At 67.6% G+C, this 14,253-nt stretch carries 16 protein-coding genes; 8 read left to right on the top strand and 8 right to left on the bottom strand.

Going from position 1 to position 14,253, the window contains the following annotated elements; translation table 11 throughout:
• Window positions 1-864 (top strand): hypothetical protein (locus KBY78_RS00480; RefSeq protein ID WP_255141865.1); only part of this gene is annotated, 864 nt, incomplete at its 5' end.
• 519 nt (window positions 865-1,383) lie between these two features.
• Here the strand turns inward: KBY78_RS00480 and KBY78_RS00485 are convergent.
• On the bottom strand, window positions 1,384-1,935 hold the full coding sequence (locus KBY78_RS00485) for a hypothetical protein (protein ID WP_255141866.1): 552 nt from the start codon (window positions 1,933-1,935) through the stop codon (window positions 1,384-1,386).
• On the opposite strand from KBY78_RS00485, the gene KBY78_RS00490 reads away from it, so the two are divergent.
• Together KBY78_RS00490 and KBY78_RS00495 are read left to right on the top strand one after the other, a co-directional pair.
• The gene (locus tag KBY78_RS00490; RefSeq protein WP_255141867.1) at window positions 1,903-4,527 is read left to right on the top strand and encodes a DEAD/DEAH box helicase; all 2,625 of its coding nucleotides are present in this window, start codon (window positions 1,903-1,905) and stop codon (window positions 4,525-4,527) included. The two genes, KBY78_RS00485 and KBY78_RS00490, sit on opposite strands and share 33 nt — an antisense overlap.
• Before the next feature lie 67 nt (window positions 4,528-4,594).
• Complete coding sequence (locus tag KBY78_RS00495; protein ID WP_255141868.1) at window positions 4,595-4,927, top strand: hypothetical protein; 333 nt, start codon at window positions 4,595-4,597, stop codon at window positions 4,925-4,927.
• Window positions 4,928-5,448: 521 nt separating this feature from the next.
• On the opposite strand, the gene KBY78_RS00500 is transcribed toward KBY78_RS00495, so the two are convergent.
• On the bottom strand, window positions 5,449-5,754 hold the full coding sequence (locus KBY78_RS00500) for a hypothetical protein (protein ID WP_255141869.1): 306 nt from the start codon (window positions 5,752-5,754) through the stop codon (window positions 5,449-5,451).
• Window positions 5,754-6,089, bottom strand: a complete 336-nt coding sequence (locus KBY78_RS00505) for a hypothetical protein (protein WP_255141870.1) — start codon at window positions 6,087-6,089, stop codon at window positions 5,754-5,756. The genes KBY78_RS00500 and KBY78_RS00505 overlap by 1 nt, the downstream gene beginning before the upstream one ends.
• Window positions 6,090-6,175: 86 nt before the next feature.
• On the opposite strand from KBY78_RS00505, the gene KBY78_RS00510 reads away from it, so the two are divergent.
• Window positions 6,176-6,391 (top strand): hypothetical protein, encoded by a 216-nt coding sequence (locus KBY78_RS00510; protein WP_255141871.1) that lies wholly within the window; start codon window positions 6,176-6,178, stop codon window positions 6,389-6,391.
• A gap of 162 nt (window positions 6,392-6,553) precedes the next feature.
• On the opposite strand, the gene KBY78_RS00515 is transcribed toward KBY78_RS00510, so the two are convergent.
• On the bottom strand, window positions 6,554-6,718 hold the full coding sequence (locus tag KBY78_RS00515; RefSeq protein ID WP_255141872.1) for a hypothetical protein: 165 nt from the start codon (window positions 6,716-6,718) through the stop codon (window positions 6,554-6,556).
• Window positions 6,719-6,838: 120 nt separating this feature from the next.
• Between KBY78_RS00515 and KBY78_RS00520 the strand changes: the two genes are divergently transcribed.
• A complete protein-coding gene (locus tag KBY78_RS00520) occupies window positions 6,839-7,423 on the top strand; it encodes a recombinase family protein (RefSeq protein WP_255141874.1) in 585 nt (194 codons plus the stop codon).
• Entirely contained in the window at window positions 7,423-7,713 is a 291-nt protein-coding gene (locus KBY78_RS00525; RefSeq protein ID WP_255141875.1) for a hypothetical protein, read from the top strand. The genes KBY78_RS00520 and KBY78_RS00525 overlap by 1 nt, the downstream gene beginning before the upstream one ends.
• Window positions 7,714-7,965: 252 nt before the next feature.
• On the opposite strand, the gene KBY78_RS00530 is transcribed toward KBY78_RS00525, so the two are convergent.
• Window positions 7,966-8,472, bottom strand: coding sequence for a hypothetical protein (locus KBY78_RS00530; RefSeq protein ID WP_255141876.1), 507 nt, complete (start codon window positions 8,470-8,472; stop codon window positions 7,966-7,968).
• 146 nt (window positions 8,473-8,618) lie between these two features.
• Here KBY78_RS00530 and KBY78_RS00535 point away from each other — a divergent pair, with 146 nt between their 5' ends.
• Window positions 8,619-8,951, top strand: coding sequence for a hypothetical protein (locus KBY78_RS00535; protein WP_255141877.1), 333 nt, complete (start codon window positions 8,619-8,621; stop codon window positions 8,949-8,951).
• A gap of 17 nt (window positions 8,952-8,968) precedes the next feature.
• On the top strand, window positions 8,969-9,538 hold the full coding sequence (locus tag KBY78_RS00540) for a DUF4423 domain-containing protein (RefSeq protein ID WP_255141878.1): 570 nt from the start codon (window positions 8,969-8,971) through the stop codon (window positions 9,536-9,538).
• A 384-nt stretch (window positions 9,539-9,922) separates the two neighbouring features.
• Here the strand turns inward: KBY78_RS00540 and KBY78_RS00545 are convergent, their stop codons facing one another.
• From KBY78_RS00545 to KBY78_RS00555, 3 genes are all read right to left on the bottom strand, one after another.
• A complete protein-coding gene (locus tag KBY78_RS00545; RefSeq protein WP_255141879.1) occupies window positions 9,923-10,285 on the bottom strand; it encodes a hypothetical protein in 363 nt (120 codons plus the stop codon).
• Window positions 10,286-10,368: 83 nt separating this feature from the next.
• Window positions 10,369-13,596 carry a hypothetical protein gene (locus KBY78_RS00550; RefSeq protein ID WP_255141880.1) on the bottom strand — a complete coding sequence of 1,076 codons (3,228 nt, stop codon included), beginning with the start codon at window positions 13,594-13,596 and terminating at the stop codon, window positions 10,369-10,371.
• Window positions 13,597-13,797: 201 nt separating this feature from the next.
• Window positions 13,798-14,079 carry a hypothetical protein gene (locus KBY78_RS00555; RefSeq protein ID WP_255141881.1) on the bottom strand — a complete coding sequence of 94 codons (282 nt, stop codon included), beginning with the start codon at window positions 14,077-14,079 and terminating at the stop codon, window positions 13,798-13,800.
• Window positions 14,080-14,253 lie beyond the last annotated feature (174 nt).

Consider the following 14,253-nt stretch of genomic DNA (forward strand, 5'->3'; position numbering starts at 1 on the left):
GGCTGCAGGGAGGCCAACCGCCGGCAGGGCAGCGCCTGCACCAACACCGGCTACATCAACTACGCCGAGGCCGAAGCGCACGTTCTGACCCGGCTGCAGGCCACCCAGTGGGAGTCGCTGCTGGCCAGGCCTGAGGACAACCGCGCCCGCCACCAGATCGAGGGGGAGGTTGCCCAGCTGAGCGCTGAGCAGCACCGCCTGCAGACCCAGCTGTCTGCGGCACTGCGCAGGGCTGAGGGCCTCTGGCTGGAGGAGGCCAGCGAGGAGCGCCAGGCCACGGTGGAGCGTGCTCTGGCTCGCCTGCGGGACCAGCTGGGCCTGGTGGAGGGGAGCCTGGCCGAGGCCTCGAAGCGACTGGCGGCAGCAAGGGCCACACCCACCGGGGCAGAGGCCGCAGCCGAGTTGAGAGGCAGGGTGCAGGCGTTTTGGCGATCCTTGCCCACGGCCACCGCAACGGAGCGCCTGGCCTTCAACCGCTGGCTGCTGACCCGTCAGCCGGAGGTGCGGTTCCACCTGCACCCTCGACCGCCTGGCGGGGGCGATCGGCTGGTGTCGCTGATCGTGGGGGGTGCCCACGCCGGTTTCGCCAACCTCGCTGGCCCTGCACGCCTGCTGGCGAGGGAGCAGGGAATGATCGAACCAGCCGTAGCTGTCTCTGCACCAGGCGCAGATGGGACAGCCCTGGTGTTGCTGCGCGGCAAGGACGAGCCAGCGCCAGCCAGGCCACGGCTGGAGACGATCGAGGAGCATGGGCGCCGGCTGCTGGTGCAGCGCGGAGGGCCCACGGCCGCGAGCAGTGAGCCGCCGTTCGGTGGCCCGTGGGGCCTGCTGTGGATGCCTGGAGCTGACCAGGGCGGTGGCTGAGCCGTTCCGTTCCCGATGGGCAGGGCCGTGAAGGCGGCGGCCCCTGAGGCCGGGGCCTGCGCTCACCCGCCTGATTGGATCCGGGCCAGCGACTCCCTGATGGCTTCGCGCACCCACAGGCTGACGGGCCAGCCCCTGGCAGTGGCGGCCTGGTCGATTGCCTCGCGCTCGGCGGGGGTGAGCTTTATCAGCAACCGGTTCGAGCGGACCTCTTTAGGTGGCATGAGGGTGGTACGTTGTGAGGGCCTAGGGATCATCCTATCGCCACGGCGGCGCACCACCACGCCCGTGGCCTGAGGCGTCCCTGCCCAACAAACACCAAGCCACCAGCACCAAGCCACCAGCACCAAGCCAATGCCCGCACCTGTGATTGATCCATCGGAGCACCCAGAAATCTGCCGCCGCTATGAAGCGGGTGAGAGCGCCCACCAGATCGCCAAGGTGTATGGGGTCGGCAACACCACGATCGGCAGAGTCCTCAGGACCAATGGCGTGAAGATGCGATCCCTGAGAGAAGCTCTAGGGGGAGTTCCGGTAGAGCGTCACGCTGAAATCTGCCGGCGCTATCAGGAAGGAGAGATCCCCAAGCAGATCGCCGAGGCGTATGGAGTCGACGCCGCCACAATCCGCAGAATCCTCAGAAACAATGGTGTGAGGGTTCGATCCCTGAGCGAAGCCAGGGGTGGGCTGCCGGTAGAGCTTCACGCTGAAGTCTGCCGGCGCTATGAAGCAGGAGGGAGCACCCCTCAGATAGCAAAAGACCTCGGGTTTAGCGCCGCAACGATCAGCAGAATCCTCAAGGCCAATGCCATACAGCTGCGAGCCCAGAGAGAAGCTCAGGGGGGAGTTCCAGTAGAGCGTCACGCTGAAATCTGCCACCGATACAAGAGTGGTGAGAACACTGTCCAGCTTGCCGAGGCCTACGGAACCAGCAACGGCGCAATCGGCAAAATCCTCAGAAACAATGGCGTAACCATGCGGGGGACCCAAGCGGTCAGTGCCGCCCGTAAACGACGCCGCGCCATGAATGTTGAGCAGTTGATCACCCTGCTCCGCAGCCTGGGGGATCACGCCCTCTCGCTGGATCCCCGCGATCTCTATGTGCTGTTCCAGCAGCACAAGCTGACCGAGCACCCACCAGAAGAAGCCGGAGACTTGATCAGCGAACTGCTCGACGGGGGGATGACCCCAGCCGACCTGCTGGACAGCTACGAGGAGGTCGCAGGCCGCGATGGTGAGGCCTCACTGGAGGAGGCGGTCCAGGGGGCGCACAGGGCCAAGCGGGCCCGCCAGGTGGCGCTGGAGGAGGCCGCAATCGTTGACGACCGGCGGAGCTCTGCCCCCAGCGACCAGCGTGAAGCGGAGCCCCTGGTGATGGGGGACGAGGTGGATGCCGCCGATGCGCTGTCCCTGCTCGATCACCCGGTCTGGTGCAGTGATGACGAGGAGGCGGTGCAGGCGCTGATTGCCAGCGCCATGGACAAAATCTGGAACCACGCCTACCGCGATGAGGATGCTGCGGTGGCGCAGGTTGAGGCCAGCGTCGGCGGCCCCTGGGTGGAGCGCATCCGAAGCGAGTTCCTCACGACCTACAGGGCTGCCCGCCAGGTGCAGATGCCTAACAACTACCGGAGCGAGATGTATCCCCGCCTGATGCAGTTGCGGGTGGTAGTGGAGGCCATCAATCGACGCCGGTTGCTGGTGCTCAGCGGCATGGGGACAGGTAAGACCCTCGCGGCAATGCTTGCGACACGAATCGACAACGCCCAGCGAGTCCTGGTGGTAACGCCGAACAATGCTGTTGAGCAGTGGACGCGGGCGCTGCGGGGTTCGTGGGCTGGCATCGAGGTGCAGGCCAAGCCAGGCAACCGCGTACCGCAGTGGCAGACCAGTGGCCCCCAGTACCTAGTCACCAACTTCGAGGCGTTCAGCTACATGAGCGATGGGGCGATGGCAGAGCTGCTTGAGCACTTCAACATCGACGCGGTGATTGTTGACGAGGTGCAGTTCGCCAAGCAGCGCAGCAGCGACACCCAGAGCAGGCGCCGTCGGCAGATAACACGGTTGATTGCCGCAGCAGGGGAGCGCTGCCCGGATCTGATGGTGCTCGGAATGAGCGGCACGCCAATCCTCAACGAACTGAGAGAAGGGCAGAAACTGATCGAAATGGTCTTCAGCGAAGACCGCGCTGATCTGCCCGTTGAAACCACCCGCCACGCCGCTATGCGGATGTTCCGGGAGATGATGCGCCTGGGCGTGCGGCAGCGCAGTGCTGACCTTTGGCCCATCAAGATCAGCCGCGTGCCCGTAGAGGCTTCCGCCTACCTGGATGACATCCGCGCCTTGCGCCGCCGCCGGGCGACCATCTCCTCCTATGAGCAGGTGCTGGTACAGGCCAAGCTGCCCATCATCGTCAAGGCGGTTGACGGCCCGACACTGGTTGTCACCCAGTTCGTTGAAGGCATCGTGGAGCCCCTGAGGCAGGCCCTGGTGAGCCGTGGCCTCCGCGTTGGGGTGTTCACCGGCGAGAACAAGCTGGCCACCACTGATGGCTACAGCAGCTCACTGGATGAGTTCATCGATGGCGCCACCGATGTATTGATCGGTTCAGCCGATTGCCTCGGCACCGGCATCGATGGCCTGCAGGGTCGTTGCCATCGCATGGTGTTCGCCACCCTGCCCTGGACCGATGGGGCGCTGGCTCAGATCGTCGCCCGCCTGGCCCGCCATGGGCAGGGACACCCCGTCGATGTGGTGGCGCCAGTCACCACGATCGAATACGTCAGCAGCAGCGGCCCGCAAGTTTTTTCGTTCTGCAGCTGGCGCTGGGGGACTATCGCCAGCAAGCGAGCCCTGGCCCTGGCCGCCGTCGATGGCACGTTGCCGACCACTGACGCGGCCTTATCGCCACAGAAGGCCCAGGGCTACATCAGCGAGTGGATCGATCGTCTTGAGAAAGGTCAGGCCCAGCTGCGCAGGCAGCGCCCAATCCGGGTGCCCCTGGTGTTCACCGAGCATGAGGATGAGCTGTCGGCACGCCGCAGCTTCGGCGACCTGGCCGCCTGCCACAGCCGCTGGAACGCTGCCGTGAGCAGCAGGACCCACCAGCGGCTGCAGGCCAACCCGCAAGAGTGGGAGCTGTATCACACCGACCTGGCCGCAACCCGGCTCGCGTGGCAGGTGCACGCGCTTGAAGAAACCACCCGGCACTGTTCGCGCAGCATCGGGCTGGTGATCGGCGCCTTCGGTTGCGGCACCGCCGGCCTGGCTGAGGCGCTCCGTGGCCGCCACGTGGTTCACAGCTTCGATCATCTGGCGATCAGCCAGGCGGTGGTGGCCTGCGACATGGGCAACGGCGTGCCACTCGAAGACGCATCGCTCGATCTGGCGGTATTCAACCTCAGCCTGATGGGACGAAACTGGCGCGATTATCTGACCGAGGCATGGCGCTGCCTGAAGCCCACCGGCCAGCTGCTGACATGGATGCCGACCGGCTGGGCTGAAGACCACCGCCTGGACAAGGCCATCGAGCGGGCTGGATTCCAGACCATCTCCACCGAAACCCGATGGAAGTGGCAGCGGATCTGGGCGGTGGTGCTGCAGGAAGTCCCGATCCAGCAGCAGCGCGGGGAGGGCGCCTCGCCCGGCAGTGGTGACGACTGAGCAGCCCCACCAGGGCCCAGAAGACTGAGACCCAGCTCCAGCGCCAGCCACCACCACCTCGCCCCCGATGCCCCGCACCCGGAAACCCCACCCTGCCTTCGCCAGGCCACTGCTGGCCTCAAGGGAGCGCCCTGGTCGGCGTGGCGGCCCGGTGGTGGTCAGAGCCCTGTTCCTGCTCCACGCGGTCAAGGCCGAGATCGTGGGCGCCTTCCACCAGGGGGACCAGCTCGATGCGGAGAAGGCCCTGGCGCTCTGGAGCGCACATCGCTGGCAGCAGCTGCCCCAGGCAGGGAGTGCACCCGTACCGCTGCCACCGCCAGGCAGGGCGTCCGCTCGGCCGTCCAGCAGGGCATCAGCTCCAGCGGCGCTGCACGATCAGCGGGAACCGGTCGCGGCCTGAGGGCTGGAACTGCCCGTAGCGTCGGCCCTAGCGCCTGGCACTGCGACTGCACTACAAGCGGCAGAAGCCTTGCCGGGGAAGCGAAGCACTGGCCCAGCCTTCCACGAGGCATCGCCACTGCCCCGGTCACATCAGCAAACCTCAGGAAATCGTGGCGCAATTTGTTGCGGCATCCGCTGCATGTTGCAGGGACCGCTGTGTATCGCTGAGGACTCTTTGCTGGTGGCTGGGGATGACGGAGAAGATCCTCTACTGGTGGTGTTGGGAATGTCGTTGGACTCTCGCTCCAGGGGTGAAGCACAGCCAGAAAATGGGTCGCATTTTGTTATGGGGACCAGGGACACCCACTGCACCTCCGCCGCACCCTTTTTTGGGTCGCACTTTGTTATGGGGACCCTATGCGTATGGAGACGAGAAGCCCCCCGTAGGCCCGGTCGTTTTCCCCTACAACACGGGGGAGGGGGGTCCCTCGTGATGCCCTTTCGTTTTTCTGCCATAAGCGAAGGGGGGGGTCCCTCTTTTCAACGCTTTCCAGCGCGTTTGGACTTTGCCCCCAGCTGGAACTGGAGCGACGGCAAGGGGGTGGCCTCCTGTTCAGCCCATGGAGGGGGGTGCCCCGGCCTCACATGGTCAGGGCAGCAGGGGCAGCCAGCACCACCGGGCCAGGGCAGCAGCAGGAGCAGGGTCAGCCGCAGGGGCAGCAGGGCCAGCCCCTCACCTCCAGGCCCAGCAGCAGCAGCACAGGCGGTAGGTGCGCCATCGCCACCGGCCAGGCCAGCCAGCATCAGCAGCACCATGGCCAGGGGCAGCGGCAGGGCCACCAGCATCACCAGGGCCGGCAGCAGCTCCGGTGGCAGGGGAGCCAGGGGCAGCAGGGCCCAGCAGCACCAGCAGACCCAGCACCAGCACCAGCAGGGCCGCCACCACCGGGCCAGGGCAGGGCAGCAGGGTCAGCGCCGGGGCCAGCCCCACCGGCCACGCCAGGCCCAGCCAGCAGCAGCTCCGGTGGCAGGTGCGCCATCACCACCGGCCAGCACCAGCAGCACCAGCCCGTCACCTCCGGGCCCGGCAGCACCATGGCCAGGGCATAGGCGAGCCGGTCCTCCTCCCTGTCACGGAACCCGCCGCTACGGTTCGAGCAGGTAGCGAACCCCGGCGGCATCGGACGCCGGCGGTACAACTCACGGCCTTGTGATCTGTGCCGCCTATCCGCTGGGGTCGCTGCCTGTTCCCGTTGCATCTCAACCCATGACCATCACCTCCACCGGCCTGGCACTGCCTGCCCTGCTGGGCCATCAGCTGGCCGCTCACATCGATCGGGCTGGCACACCCTTCGGCTGGGGGCCCTGGTCCCTGGCTGAGGGCCACGCCACCACCTTCGGCCTCGATGCCGGGCGCGTCCGGTTGCGCCTGGTGCTCGATCGCCTCGCCGGTCGCCGTGCTGCCAGCTGCGGCCTGATCTGATCCAGCGCAGCTCCGGTGGCGGGGGAGCCAGGGGCCGCAGGGCCACCACCACCGGGCCAGGGGCAGCAGCACCAGCAGGGGGCAGCAGGGCGGCCAGGGCCAGCGGCAGGGGCAGCAGGGCGGCCAGCACCAGCAGGGGCAGCACCGGCACCAGCTCCAGCATCAGCAGCACCACGGCCAGGCCCAGCAGCAGCTCCAACAGGGCAGCAGGGCAGCCAGCACCAGCAGGGCCACCACCGTGGCCAGCAGGCCCAGCTCCAGGCCCAGCAGCAGCACCAGCAGGGCAGCACGGAAGCCACCACCCGCCAGACCCAGAGTGCTCCACATCCCAACGGCTACGGAGCGGAGAGCGGCCTCTAACCGGCCCCAGCTGCTGGAACGGGTCCCATGCTCCACAACACCGCTCCGTTTGCTAGCGTCGCAACATCACCTTTCAGGAGCACTCCAATGCCCTCCATCGGGTACGCCAGGGTTTCCACGGCGGCACAGGACACGGCCGCCCAGGTGGCCGCGCTGGAGGCCGCAGGCTGCAGCCAGACCTTCTGCGAGCAGATCAGCAGCGGCACCCCGGACGGTCAGCGGGCACAGCTCCAGGCCGCCCTTGCAGCACTGCAGCCCGGTGACGAGCTGGTGGTTGCAAAGCTCGATCGACTCGGCCGCTCGCAGGTTGAGGTGATCAACCGGCTCAACGACCTGCAGCAGGCTGGGGTGCACGTGCGCACCCTCGACGGCCTGATCAACACCCAGGCCCTCGGCAAGATGGCGCCGCTCGTGGTGGGGCTGCTCACCGGCTTGGCCGAGGTGGAGCGAAGCCTGATCCGGGAGAGAACCCTGGAGTCGATCGCCTACCGCCGGTCGATCGGGGCAGACATTGGCGGCAGGCGCCGCAGCTACTCGCAGGAGCAGGCTGAGCTGGTGCGGGATCTTGCCGGCCAGGGCCGCAGCCGCCGCGCCATCGGCAAGGCCACAGGGCTCAGCCAGGGCACCGTGGATCGGATCTTGAAGACCGCCGCACTGGTGGAGGTGGCCTGATGGGCTCCCGCGCCACCGTGGACCAGGCCCTTCGGTCCGCAGCAGCAGCAGCACTGGCCATCGCGGTGGCCTCCCTTCCGGTCCCTGCCAGCGCCCAGCCGTACGGGAGCCAGCCGCTGCCTGACGGCCTCCGGTACGAAACCATCCAGGGCCCCGGCGGCCGCAGAGTCGAGGTGGAGACGAACCGGATCGGGAACCTGGAGTTCAGCCGCTACCGCGACGCCCAGGGGGGCAGTGCCCGCTGCACCACCACCACGATCAGCGGCATGTCCTGGACCAGGTGCCTCTGAGGGGGGCTGCCACCAGCGGGCCCAGCAGCAGGCCCAGCAGCACCGTCGCCAGCGAGGCCAGGCCACCAGCAGCTCGCCATCGGCCACCAGCAGGCCCAGCAGCAGGCCTCAGCTGATCGCGGTGCGCAATGCCGCCTGGCGCTCGATCGGCTCCACAGGGAGGCTCCCAGGGCCCTGCAGCGGCAGCAGGCCCAGGAGCACCAGCAGGTGGTGGGCCAGAAACAGCAGGCCAGCTGGTCCAGGCGAAACCGTTCAGGCCTGCCCCTCCCGCCGGCCATCGGTGCCCGCCACGGCCTCCAGTCCGCCCTGGGCCAGCCACTGCCGCATCTCTCTGATCAGAGCTGGAAACCAGCCGCCGCAGCGCACTCCCGGCCCCAGCGCATCCAAGGCGTCGTGCCGCTTCGCTACCTCCAGCACCACGGTGGCGGCCTCGGCGTGAGGCCTCGCGTCCCGGATCGCAGCCCAGACCAGCGCCAGCGCGTCCAGCGGTGCGCCGATGGGCAGCTCCAGGTAGGCGGCGAGCAGGTCCTCCTGGCCGACGACCGGGTGGCGGCAGCGGCGGGCTGGGGCGATGGGAGCGGCAGGGCCCATGGGGTGGTGGCGGTAGAGACTCCGCCAGTCTCCAGCGGGCTGGAGTCTCCAGCGATGGCCACCAACAGCAGCAGGCCCAGCAGCGGCGCCCTGGCCACCAGCACCGTCATCGCCCAGCAGTAGGCCCAGCAGCACCAGCAGATGGTGGCAGGCCCAGCAGCTCGCCATCGGCCACCAGCAGGCCCAGCAGCAGGCCTCCGCCGGCCACGGCGCCCAATGCCGCACGAGGCCCGATCGGCCTCTCAGGGGGCTCCCAGGGCCCTGCAGCAGCGGCAGCCACTGGCCTGTAGCGGCAGGTCACGTGACACTGGGCCATGGTTCTCACCCCAGCCGAACGACAACGCCGCCGCCGTGAGCGACTCCGGGCCGGAGAGGTCCTGCCCAGTTGCTCCGGCTGCGGTGCTGCGCTGCGGCCCAGCCAACGGCAACGACCCGACCGCAAGGGTGACGGGCTCTGCTGGTCCTGCTGGGCCAAGACGCCGGCCGGCAGGGCTGATGCTCGGGAACGTCGCCGGCAGCAGCGGGAGCTCGATCCGGCCGCAGCCAGGGCCGCCAGCCTGCAGCGGGTGCATCGGGCCAGGCTCAAGGCGGCAGGCATCGACGGCGAACCAGGCCCAGCAACTACGCCTTCAGGGGGTGCGAAGTGAAGCGATCGAAGCCGCTGGTGCCCCGCCTCCCCGAGAAAAAGGGGAAGCGGTGGATACCCGACAGGATCGACGGCCGAGCGCTGGCTGACTTCAGCCTCATCCATGCCGCGGGTGCCGCTGCAGCTGGCGATGCTCTGCAGGCTGGCCTGATCAATCTCAGCGACCTCGGGCTGGTGCTGCTGCTGGTCCAGCACATCAGGTTCCCAGGAGCCGACCCGGCCGGCCTCCTCGATCCCAGGCACCCAGCGCTGCCACCGAGGGAGCCTGAGCTGGTCCCGGTCCCGATCGGCAGGGCGGCCGTCTCGATCGAGGCCCTGGCGGAAGCGACCGGCCAGGCCGTCGGTGAGGTTGAGCAGTCGATCGAGAGGTTGAAGCAGGCTGGCCTGCTCGTGCACGGCCAGGACAAGGCCGTCGAGTTCCTGCTGATCTCACCCACCGTTGTGACCACGGGCGGGTTTCAGGCAAGAAACCGGATCTGGCGGGAGTTCCTGGACCTCAGCCCGGTTGGAGCGGTTGGGGCGCCGCCAGCTGGGCCAGCAGATGCACCCGCGCACGGCACCGATGCCGCTGCCGCCGCCGCAGCCTGAGCCCAGCCAGGGGGCAGCAGGCACCGGCCGGGCGCTGTCAGTGGCACCCCTCAACTCTCCAGCCCACTGGAGAGCGCTGTCAGTGGCACCCCTCAACTCTCCAGCCCACTAGAGGGTTTAAGTGAACGGCACCCGAGCGCGGAATCTGAGGATTCAGGCGGCCGGTGGCTTCTGACCGAGCAGGCACGCCAGAACCCCGCCATTCCGCCGATGTAGACCGCAGCTGATCTGATCGGCTTCGCTGCCAGGGGGCTCTACGGGTGGCATCGATCCAACCCATCGGCGTCAGGCCCCTAGAAGCCCCAGGAGGACGGCTCAGCGGGCCCAGCGGCAGGTAGCCAGGAGTTCGACTACGCCAGGGCTGCAGGGGCCGGCAGGGGGCGGTCAGGAGGCAGACGGCGAGCTTGGCCGGCGCTCACGAAACGCCTTCACCTCCAGCAGGCAGAGGGACACCCGTTCACCGGTATCAGCGTCCTCGAAGGTGATGCCGGTGGAGCCCGTCGGGTTGGCCCAGGAGAGACCGCTGTTCTCGAAATTGCCGCAGGAGGGGCCATCGGAGACGGGGTAGCGACTCCCCATCTGGTAGCAGGTGCCGCGATCGTCCCATTCGCGGCGGCGATCTCCAAAACGCTCGTCCCAGTCGATGAACTCATAGGCGTCCACCGCCACGGAATCCGCGACGACGTTGAACCACTGGCCCAGCGCATAGAGGCCGGTGATGTAGCGCGAGTCGATGTCCAGGCTCATGGTTTTACCGGCAGGTGTGCCGGGTTGAGGGGGTTGTGTTGCTGCTGCTGGGACCGGCGCAGCAGCAGGCCGGGGCCGATCGCTCAGCCAGCGGGCAGCGGCAGCGTGTCCTCATCGGCCTGGTCCTCCAGCTGCAGTCGGAGCAGCGCCGCTCGGACGGCCGGCTCTCCAATGGCCGGAGCCCCGTGCTGAGACAGCCAGGCCACCACCTGCTGGGTGTATGCGGCCCGAGGCCCCAGCTTGAGGTGCTCCAGCGCCAGCTCTACCCACCCGGTGGTGGTTCGGGTGGCTGGTTCTGGGGGTGCAGAGGCCCTGGCATTGATGGCGGACTGGCTGAAGCGGAACACGGGCCCAGGCGCAACAGGGGGCTCCTGCTGCTGCTCGTCATGGGGATCGAGGGGGGAGCTGGGCGTGGTGGGCTCCACCAGCGCGCCCTCCTCAAAAGGGGGTAAAGGCAGCGCTAGCGCCGGTCTCATACCTATCGGAGAGGTAATTCCCGCCGTATGGGGGAGGGGGTGTTGTGCAGCGTTTATGACCCCTCTCTCTCTGTTATTTGAATTACTAGAGAGAGAGGTATGAGACCACCTGCTGAAAGATGGCAACTCCTCAGTGGTGGCCTTGCTTTTCAGCGATGGGGACTGGGCTGAGACAGCCCGGAGACTGCCCTGAGTCAACCCCTGAGACTGGGCGGTGGTCCCAGCCCTGTCGTCCGAGTCCTCAGCACGGGGCATCGGCGACGGCTGTGCGCTGTTTCTGCCCTGAGAGGTGGTCTCAGGGGGGCCGGTCTCGCACCTCTGGTCCGGAGCAATCCATTTCCGTGCGGCTGGTGGCAGTGCCTTGATGGCAGTCAGGCCGCCGGACCCCAGCCGTAGCCGGTCGAAAGTGGTTCGATCGCCCAGTCGCGGCTGAGGACCGTCCTGCTGATTCCGCAGCACCCCTGGGCGGAGCTGGAACCCCGCATCGAGGCGGGGCAGGTTGAGTCGCTGCGATGGCAGCCTGCCTGCCCGCTTGGCGTCCTCTCTGGGCTCCTTGCGTCGTGGCAGACAACGGCCCGCGCCCAGCGCCCTCCGCAGCTGCCCTTGGAAGTTGTCGAGCTGCATTCCGTGTTGGACACCAGCGTGCCGGCACCAGCCCACGTAGGCCTCGAACATCTGGCCCAGGGCTATGTCATCCACCTCGGCGTTGTGGCCGAGGATGTGCGGCACCAGACAGGCGTCCGCAAACCGGCTCACGGTGTCGCTGGCGATGGCGGCTTCCGCTGCGGCATCCCTGAGGAGACCTTCTGGATCGTTGCCGTCCAGCACGCTGGTGACATCGGGAAGCGGCATCTCCAGCGCCCAGCTGACGATCTGCCCGCGAATGAGCAGGTGGTCTCCTGTGTCCCCTACCAGGTCGCCCCGGAGCGAGGCATCCATGTCGCCCTCGCGGAGCCTCGTGCTGAGGGTCAGCAGCCTGCGGAGGAAGCCATCACGCCCCTCCCGCATCTGCAGCGGCGCGATGCTGCCCAGCACACAGCGGGCGTACATCGGACGGGCCTCTCCCGCCTCGCCGGCGTGGAGCTTCCTGGTGCTTTGTGGCTTGTTCTCGACCAGCTCGTAGAAGGCGCCGCAGTGGCCGCTGTTAGGCAGGTGCACTGGCGCGTCTGGGAACTGGATCAACCGGCGGCCCAGCACGTACTGATGGAGCTTTTCTGGGCCGCTGATGTCGGACGGATGCCCGAGGGATGACCGTGATGCGGGGGGAATCAGTGAACCCCCGAACTCAATCAGGAGGCCCTTTCCGGTCCCGGTCTCACCCACGAAGCCGAATGCCTCGCCGTACCGGATGGTGGGGTCCACCAGCCAGCGGACGTAGGCGCGGATGATCGGCTCCGCTCCCTCGGGGTAGCAGGTATCTATTACCCGGCGGAGAGGGGCAGGGCACTCAGCTCCGGCCACATGGGGAGCGTTGATCCGGTAGGTGGCGCCGTGGTCAGGGCTGTGCGGCCCCAGCGCCCCGGTGCGCAGGTCGTAGGTGCCGTTGGAAAACACGATCACCATGGGAGGCTTCAAGCCACGCAGCGGCCCAGGGCCGACCTTGACCTTCAGCGAGGCGATGGCGTCGCGGCACTGGCGGTATGCCCCGAAGCTGAACTCAGGCCAAGGTCTGCCGCTTGAGTCCACCTTGATGCGGTACATCTGACGGAGGACCGATTGCGCCTGCCTGATGGCATCCGCGTCACTCCAGGTTTCCCAGCAGCCAGTCGTCTCCGCGTAGCGGAATAGCGTCCCAGCGACACAAGCAATGTGCCCTTGTGCATCGTCGTGGAGTATGTCGGCAGCCTGCAGATCCACCGGCCGCGAGCCCGCCTCGTAGGAGGGGTCCAGCCCCATCGGCTCTGGTGTCCCCTCAAGCGCCTGGGCCTCCAGCTGGTGCTGAGTGAGCAGTCGCTGGGCGGCGGCCTCGACCGCTGCAACACGATCGTCGGCGTCGCCGGGGGCGTCATCGATGCTGCCCTTGTCGGGGATGCCCGGCCACACCGCAGCGGCGGGCAGGTGCAGGAAGGGGAAGCCGACGGCGGCGGCCTCCAGGGCCAGCTGAGCGGCTTTCTTGCGGCCGGTGTCGTCGTGGTCGCTCAGGTAGGCCATGCCGGCGACACCGGCGGCCTGCAGCTCCTCGAAGCGGCGCCGGATGGATGCGTCCTTGTGATCGTGGCCGGGCTGGCTGACGGCGACCAGCCCGCCGGCCTGGAGCCACTGGGCACACTTCGGGCCCTCGGCGGCGCTGATCCATTGGCCCTGGGCGTGGTGGAGCAGCTCGGCGCCGAACAGCGGCCACGGATCGGAGGCGCTGTAGACGGTTTCGCCGGATGCGTCACGGTGCCGGGGGCGTTCGCCCTTGGACTTGATCTGGCCGTCCCTGCCGGTGCGGGTGCCGTCCTCCCATTGGGTCCATTGGGTGTCGCTGTAGGCGATCCGGTGGCCCTGGGGGAAGTGATCAGGCGGCGCTGCGGGGAATGGTTCCGGCAGCCGCGCCAGGGTGATCTGATCAGGCAGCGGAGCCGGAGCTGGCGGCCGTGGGGCTGGCTTGCGGCGTGCGGTGCAGACGCTGCGGGGCAGGCGAGCGGTGCCCTCGCGGGGCTTGTCGAGGGTGAAGTGGCCGGCGCGGTCGTCTGATGTGTTGCCGGTGAAGGCGTAGCCGTTCACCACCTCGCCCGGTTTCAGATCCTTGGCGTGATGGCAGATCACTCGGTCGCCGTCGGCGCTGATCCGGCAGTCGGAATCCTTGGTGCGGTCGCAGACCGGGCAGGGGTTGGCCCTGCTGCTGGGCATCCAGCTGGTGGAGATGCTCTTGCCGCCACCTCCAGTTTCAGTCGCCAGGCCAGCCGTGAAGCTGTGCTCAGCGCTGCCGGTCTGGTCGGACCACTGGGTTACGCTTTCGGACGTGGATACATCTCTCCGGCCGGTTGCCGGAATAGAGCCCGTGGGAGTACCAGCCCCATGGGCTTCTTCTGTATGTGGATACATCTCTCCTCACGCCGCAGTGGTGAGAGGACGCCCCGCCCGACGACCGATTGGCCGTGGATGGCTGCGGATCGTCTTTCCGAGAGAAACCAGCTGATCAGGGAGATCAGGGCCGACTTCATCGGCGACGACGTTTTGAGCGAAATGTTCTACCGCTCGACGAACGAATAAGGCGGTGCTGATGTCCAGCTTGATCGCCAGTTGTTCAACGAGTTGGGCATAGGCCGGTGGGACCCTGAAGGAAACCGTGACGGTCGCGTTCAGCCCACCCGTGGCCATGGATCCTTCCATGGAATCTCACAAGAGTTGGGGTTGGGTTGAAAGGGATGACCGGTGGCTTCCTTAGTCCGTGAACGGAGGGCCGGGGGTGCGCTCCAAAGGGGCGCGTTCCCTCAGCTTATCTCCAGCGGTGGTGTCGTCTGCGGTCGGCTCCACCAGCCATGGCGGCAGCGCCCTGCCCAGCCC

Source organism: Synechococcus sp. EJ6-Ellesmere (assembly GCF_024345875.1).
GTDB lineage: Bacteria > Cyanobacteriota > Cyanobacteriia > PCC-6307 > Cyanobiaceae > Regnicoccus_A > Regnicoccus_A antarcticus.

Coding starts and splice junctions, on each gene's coding strand:
- KBY78_RS00525 (WP_255141875.1), top strand. CDS start 7,423: ATGGGCTCCCGCGCCACCGTGGACCAGGCCCTTCGGTCCGCAGCAGCA.
- KBY78_RS00530 (WP_255141876.1), bottom strand. CDS start 8,472: ATGGCGAGCTGCTGGGCCTGCCACCATCTGCTGGTGCTGCTGGGCCTA.
- KBY78_RS00505 (WP_255141870.1), bottom strand. CDS start 6,089: ATGCCGCCGGGGTTCGCTACCTGCTCGAACCGTAGCGGCGGGTTCCGT.
- KBY78_RS00495 (WP_255141868.1), top strand. CDS start 4,595: ATGCCCCGCACCCGGAAACCCCACCCTGCCTTCGCCAGGCCACTGCTG.
- KBY78_RS00555 (WP_255141881.1), bottom strand. CDS start 14,079: ATGGAAGGATCCATGGCCACGGGTGGGCTGAACGCGACCGTCACGGTT.
- KBY78_RS00545 (WP_255141879.1), bottom strand. CDS start 10,285: ATGAGCCTGGACATCGACTCGCGCTACATCACCGGCCTCTATGCGCTG.
- KBY78_RS00535 (WP_255141877.1), top strand. CDS start 8,619: ATGGTTCTCACCCCAGCCGAACGACAACGCCGCCGCCGTGAGCGACTC.
- KBY78_RS00510 (WP_255141871.1), top strand. CDS start 6,176: ATGACCATCACCTCCACCGGCCTGGCACTGCCTGCCCTGCTGGGCCAT.
- KBY78_RS00550 (WP_255141880.1), bottom strand. CDS start 13,596: ATGCCCAGCAGCAGGGCCAACCCCTGCCCGGTCTGCGACCGCACCAAG.
- KBY78_RS00515 (WP_255141872.1), bottom strand. CDS start 6,718: ATGTGGAGCACTCTGGGTCTGGCGGGTGGTGGCTTCCGTGCTGCCCTG.
- KBY78_RS00500 (WP_255141869.1), bottom strand. CDS start 5,754: ATGCTGGTGGCCCTGCCGCTGCCCCTGGCCATGGTGCTGCTGATGCTG.
- KBY78_RS00520 (WP_255141874.1), top strand. CDS start 6,839: ATGCCCTCCATCGGGTACGCCAGGGTTTCCACGGCGGCACAGGACACG.